This window comes from Peribacillus sp. FSL M8-0224, assembly GCF_038003055.1.
GTDB lineage: Bacteria > Bacillota > Bacilli > Bacillales > DSM-1321 > Peribacillus > Peribacillus frigoritolerans.
This window is the reverse complement of the sequence record NZ_JBBOOJ010000001.1, coordinates 1,632,074-1,649,401: the sequence shown is the minus strand read 5'-3', so window position 1 is coordinate 1,649,401 and position 17,328 is coordinate 1,632,074. Positions and strand designations below refer to the sequence as shown.

Annotated in this window: 16 protein-coding genes and 1 pseudogene; 3 read left to right on the top strand and 14 right to left on the bottom strand. The window is 38.5% G+C overall.

Translation table 11 applies throughout. The features are described from left to right. The first annotated feature begins 35 nt into the window (after positions 1–35). Together MKX49_RS08015 and MKX49_RS08010 are read left to right on the top strand one after the other, a co-directional pair. Positions 36–620 carry a CGNR zinc finger domain-containing protein gene (locus MKX49_RS08015; protein WP_340875983.1) on the top strand — a complete coding sequence of 195 codons (585 nt, stop codon included), beginning with the start codon at positions 36–38 and terminating at the stop codon, positions 618–620. 364 nt (positions 621–984) lie between these two features. Next, on the top strand, positions 985–1,539 hold the full coding sequence (locus tag MKX49_RS08010) for an HPP family protein (RefSeq protein ID WP_340875982.1): 555 nt from the start codon (positions 985–987) through the stop codon (positions 1,537–1,539). Positions 1,540–1,663: 124 nt separating this feature from the next. Here MKX49_RS08010 and MKX49_RS08005 read toward each other — a convergent pair whose 3' ends face one another. Continuing rightward, complete coding sequence (locus MKX49_RS08005) at positions 1,664–2,773, bottom strand: DNA alkylation repair protein (RefSeq protein ID WP_340875981.1); 1,110 nt, start codon at positions 2,771–2,773, stop codon at positions 1,664–1,666. A 91-nt stretch (positions 2,774–2,864) separates the two neighbouring features. Here MKX49_RS08005 and MKX49_RS28385 point away from each other — a divergent pair. Beyond that, positions 2,865–2,953, top strand: a pseudogene (locus tag MKX49_RS28385) (IS6 family transposase); the annotation flags it as partial. A gap of 339 nt (positions 2,954–3,292) precedes the next feature. Here the strand turns inward: MKX49_RS28385 and MKX49_RS07995 are convergent. The 13 genes from MKX49_RS07995 to MKX49_RS07940 form a co-directional block, all read right to left on the bottom strand. Beyond that, positions 3,293–4,087, bottom strand: coding sequence for an XdhC family protein (locus tag MKX49_RS07995; protein ID WP_063592958.1), 795 nt, complete (start codon positions 4,085–4,087; stop codon positions 3,293–3,295). Between the two features lie 26 nt (positions 4,088–4,113). Further along, the gene (locus MKX49_RS07990; protein ID WP_340875979.1) at positions 4,114–4,980 is read right to left on the bottom strand and encodes an FAD binding domain-containing protein; all 867 of its coding nucleotides are present in this window, start codon (positions 4,978–4,980) and stop codon (positions 4,114–4,116) included. Next, the gene (locus MKX49_RS07985) at positions 4,977–5,441 is read right to left on the bottom strand and encodes a (2Fe-2S)-binding protein (RefSeq protein WP_034312987.1); all 465 of its coding nucleotides are present in this window, start codon (positions 5,439–5,441) and stop codon (positions 4,977–4,979) included. The genes MKX49_RS07990 and MKX49_RS07985 overlap by 4 nt, the downstream gene beginning before the upstream one ends. Then, entirely contained in the window at positions 5,438–7,597 is a 2,160-nt protein-coding gene (locus MKX49_RS07980) for a xanthine dehydrogenase family protein molybdopterin-binding subunit (protein WP_340875977.1), read from the bottom strand. Before MKX49_RS07980 ends, MKX49_RS07985 begins: the two co-directional genes overlap by 4 nt. A gap of 135 nt (positions 7,598–7,732) precedes the next feature. Next, positions 7,733–8,332, bottom strand: a complete 600-nt coding sequence (locus MKX49_RS07975; RefSeq protein ID WP_340875975.1) for a nucleotidyltransferase family protein — start codon at positions 8,330–8,332, stop codon at positions 7,733–7,735. A gap of 1,483 nt (positions 8,333–9,815) precedes the next feature. Beyond that, positions 9,816–10,001 (bottom strand): hypothetical protein, encoded by a 186-nt coding sequence (locus MKX49_RS28380; RefSeq protein ID WP_445670115.1) that lies wholly within the window; start codon positions 9,999–10,001, stop codon positions 9,816–9,818. A 57-nt stretch (positions 10,002–10,058) separates the two neighbouring features. After that, positions 10,059–10,544, bottom strand: coding sequence for a HEAT repeat domain-containing protein (locus MKX49_RS07970; protein ID WP_340875974.1), 486 nt, complete (start codon positions 10,542–10,544; stop codon positions 10,059–10,061). 370 nt (positions 10,545–10,914) lie between these two features. Then, the gene (locus MKX49_RS07965; protein WP_340875972.1) at positions 10,915–11,178 is read right to left on the bottom strand and encodes a hypothetical protein; all 264 of its coding nucleotides are present in this window, start codon (positions 11,176–11,178) and stop codon (positions 10,915–10,917) included. Positions 11,179–11,194: 16 nt separating this feature from the next. Beyond that, positions 11,195–12,610, bottom strand: a complete 1,416-nt coding sequence (locus tag MKX49_RS07960; protein WP_340875971.1) for an RHS repeat domain-containing protein — start codon at positions 12,608–12,610, stop codon at positions 11,195–11,197. Next, on the bottom strand, positions 12,607–14,616 hold the full coding sequence (locus tag MKX49_RS07955) for a hypothetical protein (protein ID WP_340875970.1): 2,010 nt from the start codon (positions 14,614–14,616) through the stop codon (positions 12,607–12,609). Before MKX49_RS07955 ends, MKX49_RS07960 begins: the two co-directional genes overlap by 4 nt. Further along, on the bottom strand, positions 14,582–15,124 hold the full coding sequence (locus MKX49_RS07950; protein ID WP_340875969.1) for an RHS repeat domain-containing protein: 543 nt from the start codon (positions 15,122–15,124) through the stop codon (positions 14,582–14,584). The genes MKX49_RS07955 and MKX49_RS07950 overlap by 35 nt, the downstream gene beginning before the upstream one ends. After that, positions 15,117–16,058 carry a DNRLRE domain-containing protein gene (locus MKX49_RS07945; RefSeq protein ID WP_340875968.1) on the bottom strand — a complete coding sequence of 314 codons (942 nt, stop codon included), beginning with the start codon at positions 16,056–16,058 and terminating at the stop codon, positions 15,117–15,119. The genes MKX49_RS07950 and MKX49_RS07945 overlap by 8 nt, the downstream gene beginning before the upstream one ends. An 11-nt stretch (positions 16,059–16,069) precedes the next feature. After that, a complete protein-coding gene (locus MKX49_RS07940; RefSeq protein WP_340875966.1) occupies positions 16,070–16,744 on the bottom strand; it encodes a hypothetical protein in 675 nt (224 codons plus the stop codon). Positions 16,745–17,328: the final 584 nt, after the last annotated feature.

The window sequence follows — 17,328 nt, the reverse complement described above, 5'->3', positions numbered from 1 at the left end:
TGGTTAGAATTTAGCAGGGTATGGGAGATGAACTTATGTCTGAAACTAATAAATTTCCACTTATATCAGGTAATCTTTCTCTGGATATAGTGAATACGGAACTGGTCAGTCGTGGCCAGCGGCAAGACTTATTATTATCAGAACGGGATGTGCTGGACTGGCTTACTGTAATAAAGGGGAATAACTCATATTTGGATAATCAGTTTTCATCAAAAATTAAAGAGAGAATTCAACGAATATTTGCAAGCATTTTAGAAATGCGTACTATTTTAAGAAAACAATTTGAATTAATAGCAGATGGGAATCCGATTCCTGATGAGTTTATCGCCTATTTAGAAAAAAAAATCGAAAAATCGCCTTTCACATATAAATTAATTGATCAAAAACTGGTTCCCATACCTGTTGGAGAAGCGGATGATATCCTGCAATCTTATATTGCCTTCGACTCATTAACTTTAATTGAAAAAAATAAGCTGTCATCATTAAAGCGATGCTCGAATGATGCTTGCGTCCTGTTATTTATCGATGAAAGCGGAAGACGTAAATGGTGTTCAATGAAAATATGCGGGAATAGGAAAAAGGTAGCCAGATTTCAACACCGGAAATCTGATGATGAATGAAGATCTACCTTATTAAGTTTGTCAGAATGCAAACAAATTTGAAGTAAGCTGGTTGCCTGCAATTTATTCATTATAAAACGGTTCCAGTTGATTTAAGAAATCCGCTCCCTCTCCGCCGACTGTCTGCCAAGCCTCCTCAAAGCGAGCGACTGTGGGGTCTTATCTAGTCAGTCATTCGGCAGGAGTGTCGTAAATTTCTTCTTAGGATTTCATAAAACAGTAAATTGATTCGAGATCTGAACCTCCTCTTGTCAACACACTTAGTTGGCTTTTTTTATGTATTTTTAAACTAACCACTAAAATTATTTTGACGGGTTAGTTTATTTCATGTAAAGTCTAATTATATAAAAAAGGAGGGTTCACTTTGGACCGTATTTCAGCTGCGAGACATAAAGAAAAACGCTATTTTCATATTCATTATTTATCGAAGATGAAGGGAAAAGGAAGAAGCCCTTTACAAATAAATGTAAAGGACGCAATAACGGGGTTGATTGGGGGATTTTTAACTATATTCGCCTTAATTCTCTTAACAAAAATAACATCAGCAGTGTGGTTAATGGCTCCATTTGGTGCCAGCTGTGTGCTGGCGTTCGGCCTGTGGAACGCACCATTATCACAACCGCGGAATATTATAGGCGGTCATTTTGTTTCAACATTCGTAGGTTTAGCTTCCTATCATGTTTTTGGCGATGAACCTTGGGCAATCGGCTTGGCTGTCGGATTAGCAATTGCGGTGATGATGCTGACAAAAACGACCCACCCGCCAGCTGGGGCAGACCCGCTAGTAGTCATGCTTGGCCAGTATGGCTGGAGTTATTTATTTACACCTGTTTTAACTGGTGCCGTGATAATCGTTTTACTGGCATTGTTAATTAATAATTTGCGCAGCAATCGGAGCTATCCAACTTTTTGGATTTGATTGCTTTTTAATGTGTTATTTGCAATGTTTCACTATCATGAAATAATAAACGAGGAACGCTCAGGCTCCTCGTTTTTGTCAGCCATAATTGCTGGTATTCCTGTTAACTTTTCAATAACCTTTATCATCCATCATTTAGTTTGACTTGCGTTTCTGCAACTTCCACTCCGTTCACAAGGAGTGATATTCGATGGATCCCCATATAATGTCGACGTGTCGCCAGGTCTTTCCAATTGTGAATCCTCACTCTTTCAACTCCTTCACCATCTGAGAAATCCCTATCTGCCAATAGGAAAATTTTACGGGAAGTTTTCTGATTTGCTTTCACAAAATCGATGGCATACTCGATGCGAAGTTTCACAGAGTTCTTTTCTTGAACTTGAAAACCGAAATGAAGTTCACTCGTTTCCCCAATACAGATCGAGTCTGGTTCATTTCTAATAAATGCGTTTGTAATGATATTCGGATTATTCAATATATCCGTGTATCCAAATAAAGAAAGGACTTCTGGATCTGCTTGACGAACTAAGGTCCTGCATCCACGTCGAATAATCCAAATCGTGTTGGGTTCTCCGCTTTCATGCCAGCGCTTGGCTGTTTCTATTACGGTTTTCGGATGGTCTTTGGCAATATCATTCAAGTTATTGGCCACACTTTTGCGAACATATAGGGACGGATCGTTTTTCAGGTTCTCAAGTAATTCCAAGACGGGTGCCGGATCGGATTTGAACATCGGTAAAGATTGGCCCCAAGGTAACCTGGGCCTGCATCCCTCACTAGCCAGCCTACGGACATGCTCATCATCATGATTGGTCCATTCCTTCATCTTCTCGATCATTAAAACGGGATCAAGCAAGATAAAAGCACGGATTGCAAACTCGGAGGATGACCTTGCTGTAAAACGCTCCAACGCATCTAGCGATAACGGCCAATCTTTCTTATTCAATCCATGTACCTCTACAAAATCCGGGAAAAATAAATATCTAAACCCTTCACAATCCTTATCAAGCCGATACAAAATATCCAAAGCCTCTTGATAATCACTTGGAAGATGCTTTCCAAGAGTAATGGAAATGTGCCTTATCCGTTCTTTTAACTTCCTCTCGTCCCAATGCTCATCAATTACTTCCCCTATAAACGATTCAGTAGAGAAGGACGGATGGACACCCTTTACTTTTTCACCGAATTCACGAATGAACGTTTCATTATATAAATCCTTTAAAGGCTCAGCCATTTCATTCACTTCTTTTCTTCAGGTTAAATTTGCTTTTGGGTACTTGCACTGCCTATCAGCTATCATTTCAAACTATGTTATGCACGATACAATCATTAAAAAAGGACAGCTTACTTTACAGAACAAGTCTGTCCAAAATCAAGTGAAGTTCATTCATCACTATTTGGAATGGCTGCATAATAGCTGATTCTATAGGAATCTATATACCTCTTTCCAATGGATGTAATCTTTGCACCAGAACCCGTTTCCATAAGTCCATCTAATATCCCCATACAAAATCCCTCCAGGAGTTTTCCTTTGTGTATAGTATGATAGTAGTAGCATATAAAGTAAAATATTCCTACCATATTAATGAATTAATCAAAACGACAAAAAGCCCACTCTGAAGAGCAAGGGCCTGCTTCTAGCTTTTATCAAAGAAAAACGGTCAGTCCCCACTGAGTTAATACTTTAACACAGTGGGGACTGACCTAATTGTCTGTTAGAAATTTTGATTTTAGCTTTATCTGACCTTTCTACTTATCTATTTAATTGTTTCACTTTTACAGGCTTTTTTTCCTTGCTTAATTTGATGATTTGACCGATAATACTGATGGCAATTTCTTCTGATGTTTCCGAGTCAATTTCCAATCCGATTGGAGAATGGACCTGCTCCAACTGTTCTTGCGTGACCCCTTCACTTTTTAACTTTTCAAATATGCTTATGACCTTGCGTTTACTGGCTACCATCCCAACATATGCAATCGGAAATTGCAGTGCCGTTTTTAATACAATATCATCACAATCTTTTGTAACAATTACCACATATGATTTTTCATTTAGGTTGGCTGCGAGCAAAGCCTTTCCAATATCCTCGTTCACAAAAAGGTTTGTCGCATTCGGAAAGCGTTCCTTTGTACAATAACCAACGCGATCATCGACAATGCAATAAGGATATTCAAGGAAATCAGCGAGCTTTGCCAACGCATGGCCTAAATGACCGGCCCCAGCCAGAATGAGTTCAGGCCTGCTTGTATAGACTTCAATAAAGACACGTAACGTGCCGCCACAATTCATCTGAATTCCGTCTTTTGCATGTTTATTCAATTTATATTCAACGATTTTCGATTGGCCATCTTGGATCGCCTTTACACTATCTTCGATCACATAGTGTTCAGCCAAGCCCCCTCCGACAGTCCCTTCAATGGTACCATCCCGGTAGACAATCATTTTTCCAACATGCCTGGGAGTCGAGCCCTTTGATTCAATAATCATGGCTAAAGCAAAGGTTTCGTTTTGACGCGTCAGCATGGCCACTTTTTCCATCAGCTGCATGAAAAGCTCCCCCCTATCTTTAAACATTAATTCGGTTGATATTGCTTCATGCTAAGAAAATAACGTAAAAGATGTAAAGCAACGTTTTTTCTGTATGCCGCAGTGGAGCGTTGATCGTCGATTGGTCTAATGATCTTATCGAAGGCTGCCACAATTTCAGCGATGTCTGCATCGGCTAATGGTATCGTTTTTCCAACCAGCTTCTTCTCAATATCAACGGAACGAACCATCGTAGGTCCGACCGCCCCGAAGGCAAATCGAATGTCATCGATTCGATCTTTGCTTATCCGGACGAAACCCGCAAACGATACTTTTGCAATGGCATCCGCGTTGCGGTTGCCGACTTTCTCGAAAACGACATGTGAATCTCCTAATACGAATGGCAGAATAATCTCCGTTACTATTTCATTGTGAAAGCGTTGAACCTGTCGTGGACCTTGAATGAAATCGCTAATCGCAACCATGCGATCACCATTTACGGAGCGCAACAGAAGCTTTGCATTGTATACATATAATAAAGGAAGCATGTCACCGGCTGGAGAGGCGTTGCAAATATTACCGCCTAATGTTCCCCGGTTTCTAATTGCCGGGGCAGCAATTGTTTTAATTGCATTCTTTAAAGCAAAAGGAATCAACGGATTTTCAAGTAATTCACTATAGGTACAGCAGGCCCCGATGTGGAGATCCTTGTGATGTTGATACACCTGCTTTAATTCGGAAAGATGATCAATAAAAACAATCGGTTTAGGGATTTTTGGAGGTACTCCCCTTCTACTTTTGTGAAGAACCATAACATCGGTGCCCCCGGCTATGATTGCACAATCTTCTCTATTCAATTGGCTCAAAGTTTCGTCTAAACGCTCGAAGCGATACGCTGTTATTTTCTCTATCATAAGCCATCACCTTTTTTAGCTGCTAGGTTAATCGCCTCAACAATCATATTGTAGCCCGTACACCGGCACAAATTTCCGGAGATGCCCTCACGAATTTCAGCCTCTGAAGGATGAGGATTTTCAGATAACAAAGCTGCACTTGCCATAATCATTCCCGGTATGCAATAGCCGCATTGCACTCCCCCGGCTATGGAATAGCTTTCATCTAAAATTTTAAATTGTTCCGTTTCAATGATGCCTTCGATCGTTTGAATATCGGCACCAGCAATCGAGCCAATTGGAATAAGGCAGCTGTTTTGCAGGAGGTTATTCACAAAAACACTGCAGGCTCCGCACTCCCCTTCACCACAGCCTTCCTTTGTACCGATTAACTCAAACTCATCTCTTAATAAATCTAGTAATCTTGCTGTAGCAGGGGCGTCAGTTTCTACCGTTCTTCCATTTAGTGTGAATTTAATCAACCCTCTTCACCTTCTTTCATCCAAAGACTTTCAATAATGACTTCCGGTGTAATCGGAATTTGCTGAAAAGAAGTGTGCAGGGCATCCTCAATCGCAGCTTGGACTGCTGGAGCGCCTCCGATTAAAGTCAATTCACCTGCGCCCTTCGCCCCGTATGGACCATCAGCATAGGGGTTATCAAAGACCTTGCTTTCAATTGAAACAATATCCAATGAAGTCGGCGGTCCATAATCCGATATGCTTTTTTGTTGGATTCTACCTTGTTTTGACGTCATCTTTTCTAGATAACCGTATGCTAGCCCTTGAGCCAAACCACCGTCAATTTGGCCTTTCATAATCCGTTCATCGATGACCTTCCCAACTTCATAATTGCCGTATACTTTTTCTAACTTTAAATTACCTGTTAACGTATCAACTTCTACTTCAACGATATTAACGCCCCATGAATAAGCCGGGTACGCATCTCCAGTGAAGGTTTTCTCGTCCCAAGGAATCATTTCACGGTGAACATAGTGCTCAACCACTTCCTGTTCCACCCCTGTTTGCCACTGATTCTTAAGTTTTTTTGCGGCCCGTTCAAGCAATTTTCCGACAATCATCGTCGTCCTGGAAGCTACGGTCGGACCCGAGTCGGGAACCTCTTTTGTGTCGGGATAAGGGTACAGAATATCTTCGAACGGGAGGTTAAGTTCTTTGGCGACAATTTTACACAACGTCGTCAAAATACCTTGTCCCATATCAGAGTTTGAGATTTTTAGTGATACCTGATCGTCCTTTGATTTAACCAGTTTCACCGTTGCTTTAATATGATCTCTTTCGCCACTGCCAGTAAATCCACAGCCGTGGAGGAACAGCGAAGTTCCTATGCCTTTTTTATAGCGCTGATTTTGTTGATTTAAGCGCTGAAAGTCTTCTTTTTTCTTGTTGTATTCTGACACGTTGAGTACGTCCTCAATCATATCTTCCACTAATATCGGGTCGCGGAATTTACCTTTGGTGATGGTGGGGTCTCCTTGTTTGACGAGGTATTTTCGTTTATATTCAAGCGGGTCGATTTTTGCCAGTTTACTAAGATGTCCAATATGACTTTCGATTCCGGCAAAGCTTTGAGGAGCACCAAAGCCTCTGAAGGCGCCGTTCGGAACGGTATTGGTTTTTAAGACATAGCCTTTTGCATGAAAATGCGGAATTTTATAAACACCAGCACTGTTTAATAATGCGCGCTGCAGCACGACAGAGCTCAATCCAACATTTGCCCCTCCATCGAGAAAGATGTCAACACACATGCTTAAAATATTTCCTTCCTTATCAAGGGCCGTCCTATATTTGAGTTTGGCCGGATGCCTTTTCGTCGTTACCAGCATATCCTCAGAACGGTCGAACACGAGCATTACCGATTTTTTGACTGCTCTTGCGGCAACGGCTACGTGACAAGCCATCATAGAAGGATAATCTTCTTTGCCGCCAAAACCTCCGCCGGTAGGACTTTGAACAACCCTGACTTCATCGTCACCACAGGCTAATGCGCTTTGCAATGCATTTTTTATATAATAAAGACATTGCATCGATCCCTGGACGACAATTTCATCATCCTTATAAACGGCGAGCATTCCTTGCGGCTCAAGATAGACATGCTCCTGATAACCCGTATCATATTCTTCTTCGATGATTTGATGGGCTCCCTGCTCGATAGCTGAAATGTTTTCTAAGCTTTCCCCAAATTCATAGCTTGCCAAAACTGAGGATACTGATTTTTGCTTGATCGCTTCGTCCAATGTATAGATAGCCTGATGTTCTTCAAATTCAACCTTCACTTCATTTAACAAACTGTACAGGATATCCAGATCTTTGCCCGTGAGCATGAGAATTGGCTCACCAATATAATTGACCCACTCATTGGCAAAAATGGGCTGATCTTCTTTGATAATTTTGACATAATTCGGTCCGGGGATATGCTCTGCTCCAACAGCTTCATACCCTTCCGGAAGATTAGGTAATTGAATGGATATTATTTTCCCATAAGCAATTGGCGATCGATACAAAACACCATAAACCATATTTTCCACTTTTACGTCACTAATATAGGGCAACTGGCCCGATACTTTACCTTTATGGTCCTTTTTGGGCACTGAGGTGCTTATGTCTTTGAGATTCATTGCAACAACACCCTTCGACTCATTTTTTTATTGGGACATATTCTGAATAGAAACCTCTTCCAATGATTTTATCAATGAGAATGATCTTTTATGATTCATTTCTATTCAAGATTTTCGTAGTTTTTATTTTTATTTTCACTTCGAGAAATTTAAAGCATTATCATAATCAATGGCTTTTTGGTAATCCTCCGGTGTATCAACATCCATTAATACTCCCGCGTCATCTACATTCATGTATTGCTTTTCGTAACCGCCCAGGACCACACGCAAATTACCTTCTGGATTGGTTTCGAGAATTTTCTGTTTCACTACGCTTGATAATTTAATGGGATGGCCGCCTTTATAGTCAAAGCTGGGAATAACCACGTTTCCTTTGTGTTTTGCTAGTAGCTGAACAGTCTCTTTTTTTACAAGCGGACAATCGCCGGGTGTTATAAAGAAGGTTGGGGCATTCACTTCGTTGCAGCCCTTTTGAATGGAATGAAACATTCCCTGGTTAAAGTTTTCATTATAAACAAACTTGATCTGAAATGAATAGGCATTTTCACTGATGATTTTGACAATTTCCTCTTGGATGATTTCCGCTTGAAATCCAGCTACGACGATGACCCTGCTGCATATACCTTCAAATTTAGAGATCGTTTGCTCCAACACGCTCATTTGCCCTATCGGCAAAGTCATTTTAAATGCATTCGCTCGGCTGGAATATCCAGCAGCTAGGACGATTGCTTCCATATTTGTCACCTTCTACCTATCATTTTTCTTAAATCTCACAATAAAATCACAAGCGGAGGAAGGCTCTATGGACTAATAAGAGAACATTGATTGTTTATGTTTTGAATTTTAATTAAAGAATCTGGATAGTGTTTTTTCTTTATATGCGTAAAAACCTCATTATATTACTTATTAACACACTTGATACTATTTTTAAATTATCAAAAGATATAAAGAGATAATACATAGTCCTAGGCGCAACGCCCTTTTCTTGACATAAGTTCACATTTACTTCTGTTCAACAAGATTGACAGAGTTTTGTCCGCATATACGAAACCCTAAAAATATATAAGAATTCAATAGTTGTCCAGAGGCTTCAGGGATTTTGCTTTTAACCAAGACAGGAATTTCGAGGAATCGCATCGCCAAATAGAAAAAACGTTCGCAAAAGTGACTCTTACGAACGTTCATGTACGCCTATCCTCTTTTAATCAGAGGAATCGTCCAAATTTTCTTCAATATCTTTTTTTGCGCTATAAAAACCACAAAAAAAGATAGTCAGGATAGAAATTATATAAAAAGAAATACTTACAGCCAAATTGGGGATGAAGTCTAGAATATCTGTAAGGGAGAAAATAATTAAACACAACCCTGGTATAAAGGTAATGAACCATATATACATTTTATTTCTAATAATGAAAATAGAAGTTATGACCAAAAATGCTGCACCATACATTATATAAAACAACTGAATCACCTATTCATTATTTTTTGCTCTTCTTAAGATGTACCATTTAAATAAGGTAATGACATATTATTTATCAAAAGGAATCAGCAAATCCATCTAATAATCCTTCATCCACTTCTTCCTCATTAAATTCCCTGTTCTCTAACCATTGTTGGTAATGAATTATTTCATGAGCAAAACTTCCTAAAATAGCCCAAAGAGCATCTATTTCCCCTCTTTTAGAACATAATTCTTCAAAATCCCCAATAGCTATTCTAATATAACGCTATACGGTTTTTTAATATGGCGCAAAGAAAGAAGCGCTTGCCGTTTTTTTTGTATCTTTGGTTATAATTTGATAACCTTTCTTTAAATACACAACGACTCTTATTGGAAACTGGCTATTCACACGTATCCAAATTGCAAAATTCAGACATGATTTTTCTTACTTCTTACTTTTTGATTTACTCCTTCCTCACCTCTAACTCTTAGCCCATATCTAGGTGGGGGATAAGACTCTTCAGCCATGAGTATTCTTCCTTTCAAACATTATGTGTTTTATAATCCGGAATTAGAATTCATATCATTGCCATGTCATATATGAAAAAGAAACAAATTTACGAACCAAATGATCACTTGCACCAGTTTATCTACAAGTTGCTCTCGCAAAATATTATGTTTAGAAAGAATTCTCCCCAGTTTGATGATCCTTCCCTTCCATTCGTGTACTTCATCTTGCACATAGTGTCTAGATCGTTCACTTTTACAGCTACTCATTTATGAGTTTATTTCTCCAAGAGCTCCTTGTAAGGAAGAACGTGCTGCATCTGTCTGTTCGTTCTTTAGTGCGGATAGTAAGCTTTGTTTGATTAGATTTACATTCTCTTGATTTAATAAATCCACAACGCTATTGGCAACAGCGCATCTTACTCTATAAGAGGGGTCCTTAAGTAAATCTAACATTAATTTTAAATATTTCTTTTCACCTAATAGGTATAATCCTACAAAAAAACCTCGTTTTTACAAGCTGCTTGTTTCATATTTAAGATATTTTTCTAAGATCGGTATAGATGCAGCTTTTCCGATCTTACCAATCCCTTCTGCCGCATACCCCCTTACAATTTCTTCTTTATCCGTTAATGCTTCGTAAAGATGTTCTAGTCCTTTTATTTCATTTAGATCACCTATGGCTTCTACCACTGAAATACGTACCAATTCATCACTATCTTTTAACTTTCTCACTATTGCTTCGAATACATCTTCTCCATCATATCCCTTAAGTGATTCCAGAGCATAATAACGAATTTCCTCATCAGAATATTCAGTTAATTTAATCAAGATGGACTTAATACAGTCGCTATTAGGGAACTCCCCCAATGCTTCGATAGCCGTCAATTTAACAGCTAAATCATCATCTTCTAGAAATTTTACAATTTTCAAAATCGAACTCCGTTCCTGATGTTGTTGTAACTTTTTAATTATGTTTATTTTTTGTTCAGTATTCATGGGATAAGTTCACCTCTTCCTTTAACTTGAGACACAAGTTTTACCCAAAAAAAGCCCCAACTATGTTCTAAGCCGGGGCATTTGTTTAATGTCAAAATTTAAATGGTTTTCTATTATTTCAGCATACTCATCGACAAGTTTCCTCAGCTTCTTCATCATTTCTTTCCTTCTAATTGTATACCTGGACCCTCTTTCGGGCCCGTAGCACCTTAAGCAGTTCTATTGGTATTTCGTCTAATAAGCTAAATTAAACATCTGTGTTGAAAAAATTAAACAGTTGCTACTAATATTAAGACCTAAATAACAGTTTTCACTGTTAAATCTACTGACCTGGTCAACCAACTAATGAAATTAAAATTTATAGTTATAATTAGTTAAGCTTGTATAACCTTTTCAAGTCCTTTTTCAAGCTTTTATAGTGCCAATTGATGTGGTCTAGTTCAATCTCTATTTCGATTAATTTGTTTATCATTGCCTGTTTATCTTCAATAGATTCTATATCTTCCATTAATTTCCCTAAGTTGTTACTACTTTCATAAATATCATGTAAATCAACGTCTGTTACAACCGGTTCTTTTGGTTGTGATAATAGAGACAGTTTTTTTTTTATTTGCTCTAATTTAATATCTTCCATGTTGTTCCTCACCTCCTCATTTTAAACGTTTCTTCAGCCTTGCTATCTCCTTTTCCCAAGCCCTAATTTCCTTTTCCCAATGTTTCCTATCTCTAGAACGTGGGTTTTTAGATATCTTATCTTTGTGTTTTCGTACTTGTTTTTGTAAACCCTCAATTCTCTTTTTTGTTTGTTTATTATTCTGAGCTTTTATATAGTAATCCTTTGCCTTTTTACCGATCCAGGTCCCTGCTTTATATGCTATTCCGCCTAATACGACAGAACCTGTAGCCATTAGCGCTACTTGACCGATACCTGGAACAAAATAAACTGCTAAAACAGCTGCATTCCCAGATGGATCATAGTACATCACCGGGTTATTATTAGCATAATTATATCCATTATTAGTAATCGGATATTCTTTCTCTCCTAACATAGGATCTAATGTTAAGAACCTCCCAATATCTGGGTTATAATAACGTTGTTGTAAATAATAATACTTCGTTTCATTATCATATCGATATCCCGCGTAACGGAATGGTACCTGTGAGGCAAAGGTGCCTAATTCTTTTAGATGGTTGCCCCATGCGTCGTATTCAAAGCTTGCAACTATCGTTCCTGCTTCATCTGTTACCGAAGTGATATCATCATGGGCATTTGCATGGAAGGTGTAGGTCTTTCCGCCCTTTGTCATCGTTAATGGGCGGTTGGCGTTGTCATAGACGTAAGATGCGAGAACTGCACCACTTTGATTGGTTTCTAATACCACATTATCATTTTCATCATAGGTGTAATAAGTGGTTGTCGAGCCAATGGTTTTGCTGGTTCTTAGGCCTTCAGAGTTGTATTGGTATTTTCCTAGACTCGTTGCCCCTTCTTTTACTTCTATTAAACGATCTTGCGCATCATATACGAATGTTCTTTTTCCGTCGTTTGTCAGATTTCCATTTTTATCGTGGGAAATGGAAGCTCCATTATTCGTGGCAAGCTGATTGGCCGCATCGTAAGTATACGTATGGGTCGTCATGTTCGAGCCCTTTGTTACTTTTTTCATCAGACGATTTCCTACTGCATCATACGTGTAATCAATTGTATCCCCATTTGGACGGACTTCCTTGGTGAGCTGTCCACTCTTATCGTACGTGAATTGGCTTGTGCCGTCTTTCGTCTTTTCTGATGAACGGTTTCCTTTTGCATCATACGTATAGTCAAAAGATTCAAGGATCGTGCCGCTTACATTAGTTGTTAACAAGCGGGTCAGTTGATCAGCGCCATTATAATTATATAAAGTGAACGTCCCGTTTTTATTTTTCAATCCTGCAAGTTGATCATTTTCTGTAAACGTAAAGGACGCGGATGTATTCCCGCTAGAAATATTAGTGATCTGATCGTTTTTATCTACCTTACGATTAACCGTTATTTCCGTAGATCTAGAGGAAAATGAGCTCGTCAACGAATTGCCATTTTTATCGTACGTATACGTGTTTTTCCTTCCGTTTGAGTAATCTTCTCTTTTAGCTTGTCATCGGCATCGTAGACGAAGTTGGTCGTTACTTCTGTTACGAGGTCCTTTTCACTTAGCTGGTTACCATTTGCATCATACGTAAACTCATAGCGCTTTATCCCATTATAGGAGGTGGATGTTTTACGATTTACATTATTAAACGTATTGTCTATGAAATTCCCATTTGGAGAGGTAACCTTCGTTTCATTTCCTATTAAATCGTAGGTGTAAGAAATACTCCTGCCTAAGCCATCTGTTAAAGTTGCAATATCATTTCTTTCGTTATAGGTTGAAGTCGTTTTATTACCTTTAGCATTCGTTGTCGCCGTGTGATTTCCTGCTTTGTCATACTCATAAGTAGTTGTTCTACCATTCTCATCAATAACCTTCGTTAAATTATCATTCGAATTGTTTTCGTATTTCCTGGTATCCCCGCCAATTGTTTCTCCTGTTACATTTCCAATGGAATCATAAGTTTTCCATAACGTGTTCCCTTCAGGGTCGGTACTATTCACGACATAGTTTCCTTTTGTATCATAAGCTTGTTTGGTTCGAATAGAACCTATTTGCACTTTAGCTGTATCAAACCAGGCCGTTCCCGTCTGATCCTTATATTGGTAGTACACAGTCAATGATTTGAAATCTTTCGCTGTTACGAATCTTAATGAAGTATGCTGCCAATCATGTGTTTTACTACTGTCGAAATTTCCGTTTACCCATTGTGTCGTGCCATCTTTATGATTAATCGCTACGTTCATTTGATAAGGTCCTGCAGAAGCGGTTGAAGAAGTGGCCTTTGAAAACCCTGAAACCGTAAGCTCTTGTCCCGCTTTTCCGTTTACGGAAACCTCCTGGCGAACAAACTTGTCCACCCCGCGCTTACCCGTTAATTTTATTGACTTTTTCCCGGTATACGCTGTTGTTGCATCTACTCCATCCGAAGATGTTAAGGTACCCGGAAAATACCAGCCATCTGCAACTCCGTTCTTATCCGTCATTTCAAAATTACTATTATTTATTAAATTGAAGGCTCCATAATATTCCTCTTCAACTTGTAAACCATCAAAATAAAAGTCTCCCTTACCAGCATTGACATAGGCCTTGAGCGTGAAGGATTCAGTATCACTTGATAGGTCACCAGGGTTAATGACAAGCTGCGTCCGCTCTACATTGCTTGTCCCAGAAAACATCGGACTACTAATGGTTTGAGTCATTTTACCACTTGCGTTTCCGCCGGTAATCACTAATTTAGCATTGGAATTGGCATTGGTCGTTTTCATGTACCCACTGATTACATACTTTTTTTGAGCATTATAGGGGATACGTCCACTTTCGACTGCTGCCGCTGTGGTTGGATTGGAAATTTTAAGTTGCTTTACGCCAAGGTTAGATTTTTGAATCGATATGCCAGTTGAATCGTAGGTGAATGTAGCTGTACCGATTTTTGTCCAATGATCTGGCCATTTATCATTGTTGGCATCTGTTTCAAAACTGCCATTTTTCAAGAGATTTTCACCGATACTTAAAGATGATGTTTCCTCTATGGTATTCCCGTTCGAATCATACTTTACAGCAGAAGATTTCGTTGCTGCATCCGTTGACGCCACATTGTTATTGTTACTGTCATATTCCTCGGTTGATACATTACCTTTCGCATCAATAAATTCGATGGGATTATTGTTTTCATCGTACTTAATTTTTTCTTGCTCATTTAATGTATTGCTGAATGATGTTACATTCCCTGCCTCATCATAGCTATAATCATATGTTGCATTGGAACCCGATTTATTTGCATTTTCATCTTTTTCTTGAATGATGTTATTTTGATCATCATAGTTAAATGTTCGCGTATAATTAAGACCACCGACATCTGAAACAGACTTTATCACGTTTCCGTAAGCATTATGGGTGTATGCTGTTTTAACACCTCTTGATGGTGACTCCAGTTGACTCATTATAGGACAATGTATAATAATCTTTTTGGAGAGCTCCGGCAATTGTAACGGGCTGTTCATATTTTATGAGCTGTTTTTCAGTATTGTAGGTCATGAATAATTTTTTGCCTTTTTCATCCGTATAAGACGTCATTTGATGCTTTGCGTCATAACCATAGCCGGTATTTTGGGTAACGGTTCGTTTGGAATCCGTTTCAGAATATCCAGTCAGGTTGCTGGCTGCATCATACGTATATTTATATTCCCGGTTTGCCGGATCTACAATCGAACTTACCTTGCCGTTGGAACCATAACTGATCGTCATTTTTCTTCCGGATGGATCGGTTACAGATACGAGTTTATTCCCTGAATAGGTGTAAGTCGTTTTATTATTATTCGCATCCATTGCGTTCACTATTTTCCCTGAGGCATCAAACGTTGTATAAGATTCATCCTTTTCTATGAGCTTAAATGTTCCATTTGTGTTTTTCTCAAGTTGTACATAAAAGCCTCCAGGTGAATCACTCACCAAATGCATTCCTTGAAAAAATATGATTCGTGCCATCCTCATCGCGATAAAGGACAAGGTCATCACTTGCAAAAATCAGTTTTTGATCAAGATTCGAACTCCAGCCAAATCCAAACATGCCTGATTCAGCGGAACGGCTATTATACGTACGATTCACGGTTAAAGGCAGGCCGCGTCCATCAATTGTAAAGTCCGTTTCCTCTGTATAAAAGTTACCGTTATACGTATTGACATTGGAGCCCGCTGAGGTCCAAAAACTTTCTAGGCCAATGGGTTCAATCGTATAAACGACAGTTAATTTAGGCTTTTTCAATGGATCTGTAGAGTAATCACTAGAACGAAACATTTTACGATTTACGGTTTCATTTGCATTTATCAGCATGATGCCATGGTTCGCTTTTTTTCCGCTATACCATTCTTTAACAAGATTTGTCATGAAGAATGTATACTCGTTATCTTTTGTCACATTCAAGTTTGATACTTGCGATTCAATTGATGGCTGGTTACTCCAGGTTGCTGAATCGGAAGCCCATGGCTTTGAAATGGGATAAACCCCAACACTTGCTGTATGATCGAATCCATTTAAGTTAGAATGTGAGCTTAATTTTAAATTTGCAGATGTAATCTTTGCACCGCTTAATAAATTTTTCAAATTAAATTTAACTAAAGATCGAGTTGTTCCGTAATATATTTGTTTTCCTGTGATAAGAGAAGGATCCAGCCAGTAATTCACTTTCGGATATGCGGATGAAATGAATGTGTCGGAAGTGGTGTGATCTTGGATTCCAACTGTTGGATCAATGACAATGGGGTATTTCCGTTCTTTTGAATTTAGCCAGCCTTCATCAGCGACTACATCGACATAGGTCTTCCCTTTCTCATGACGAAGCTTCATGGAAAGATCGTGTGAAATATTTTCAGCCGCATCATACATAAAAGGCTTCGTTAAAACGAAAAATTCATTTTTGTCTTTATCTTCAAAATGATATCTCCATTATCGCCTTCTTTTGCTTGTAGACTTTTCAAATTAAACTCATAGGAGAACTTATTTTTTTCAGGCTTGCTCTCAAAAACCAATTCTTCTTTTACGGCATTATTATCGACATGAAAAACTAAATCAGCGTTTGAAAAAACACGAGGATATGTCATACGATTTTCTTCAGCTACACCTTTTACCTTCTTTGCACCGACTAAACCAAATTCAAGCTGCTTATCTTGCTTTTTTAATCGTATCGTTCGATTCTTCTTACTTTTCTTAGAGAACTTTACCTTATAATCATTCGCTTTATTTCCAACAGATAAGTCCCCATCGTCTGATTCAGCTTTTTCAGCGACAATATCATTGTTAATATCCTCCCATTTATTGTCTTTTTCAAAGTGGATGGGTTCTGTATATTCCTCTAGCACATATTCCCGTGTCTTAGTATCAAGGTACGTCTTAGAATTTTCCGTTCTTAGTTCATCCATCTCTTGTAATTCATGTACATCTTTGATTGGTTCGTTCTTCTCTGCAACAGTGACACTTCCCTGAAAAGGCGGAATAATTGATACAATCAGTGCAAGAATCAATGTCCATACTACCAATTTATATTTATTTAGCTTTCTTTTATTAAACTTCATGTAATTTCCCCCCCATTAATTTATGGTCGTGCTGCATAAGTATCGTAAGTGATGTCGTAATTTGTTATTTAATTGAATACTATTGGTACCGGGAATTCAATCAATGAATTCCCTCTTTCACCGGTATATGTTGTCGGGTTTGATGATCTCCAAAAGCACTAGAGACTGATAAATAACCTTTTGTAGGTTTATCTTTTTTGGGTACAGTTGTTGTTTTTAATTGGTGTCATTGTAAACGATGACATGAAGTGGAATCATTTGTTTGGAGGAATAATCAAGTATACATGGGTATATACCGACTTTGTAAACAGGAATCCTTATCCCTTTCTGTTTATAGGAACTTCGAATAAAAAGCACTCCCTAACAACTATTGGAGTAAAAGAAAATACTTGAGCTTGTTTTTTATACCATGGAGCATGACTATGCATATTGGTTAATATTTTTTTTGAGGTACATTCGGAAAAGTATGAGGTTTTTCAGTGGGATTAGCCGGATTGTCGTTCGAATACAAATTATGTGGTTTGTGTTCCCTTGAAGAAATTGAACAACAACACAACAACACCCTGATTGGCAGCTGCATGTAC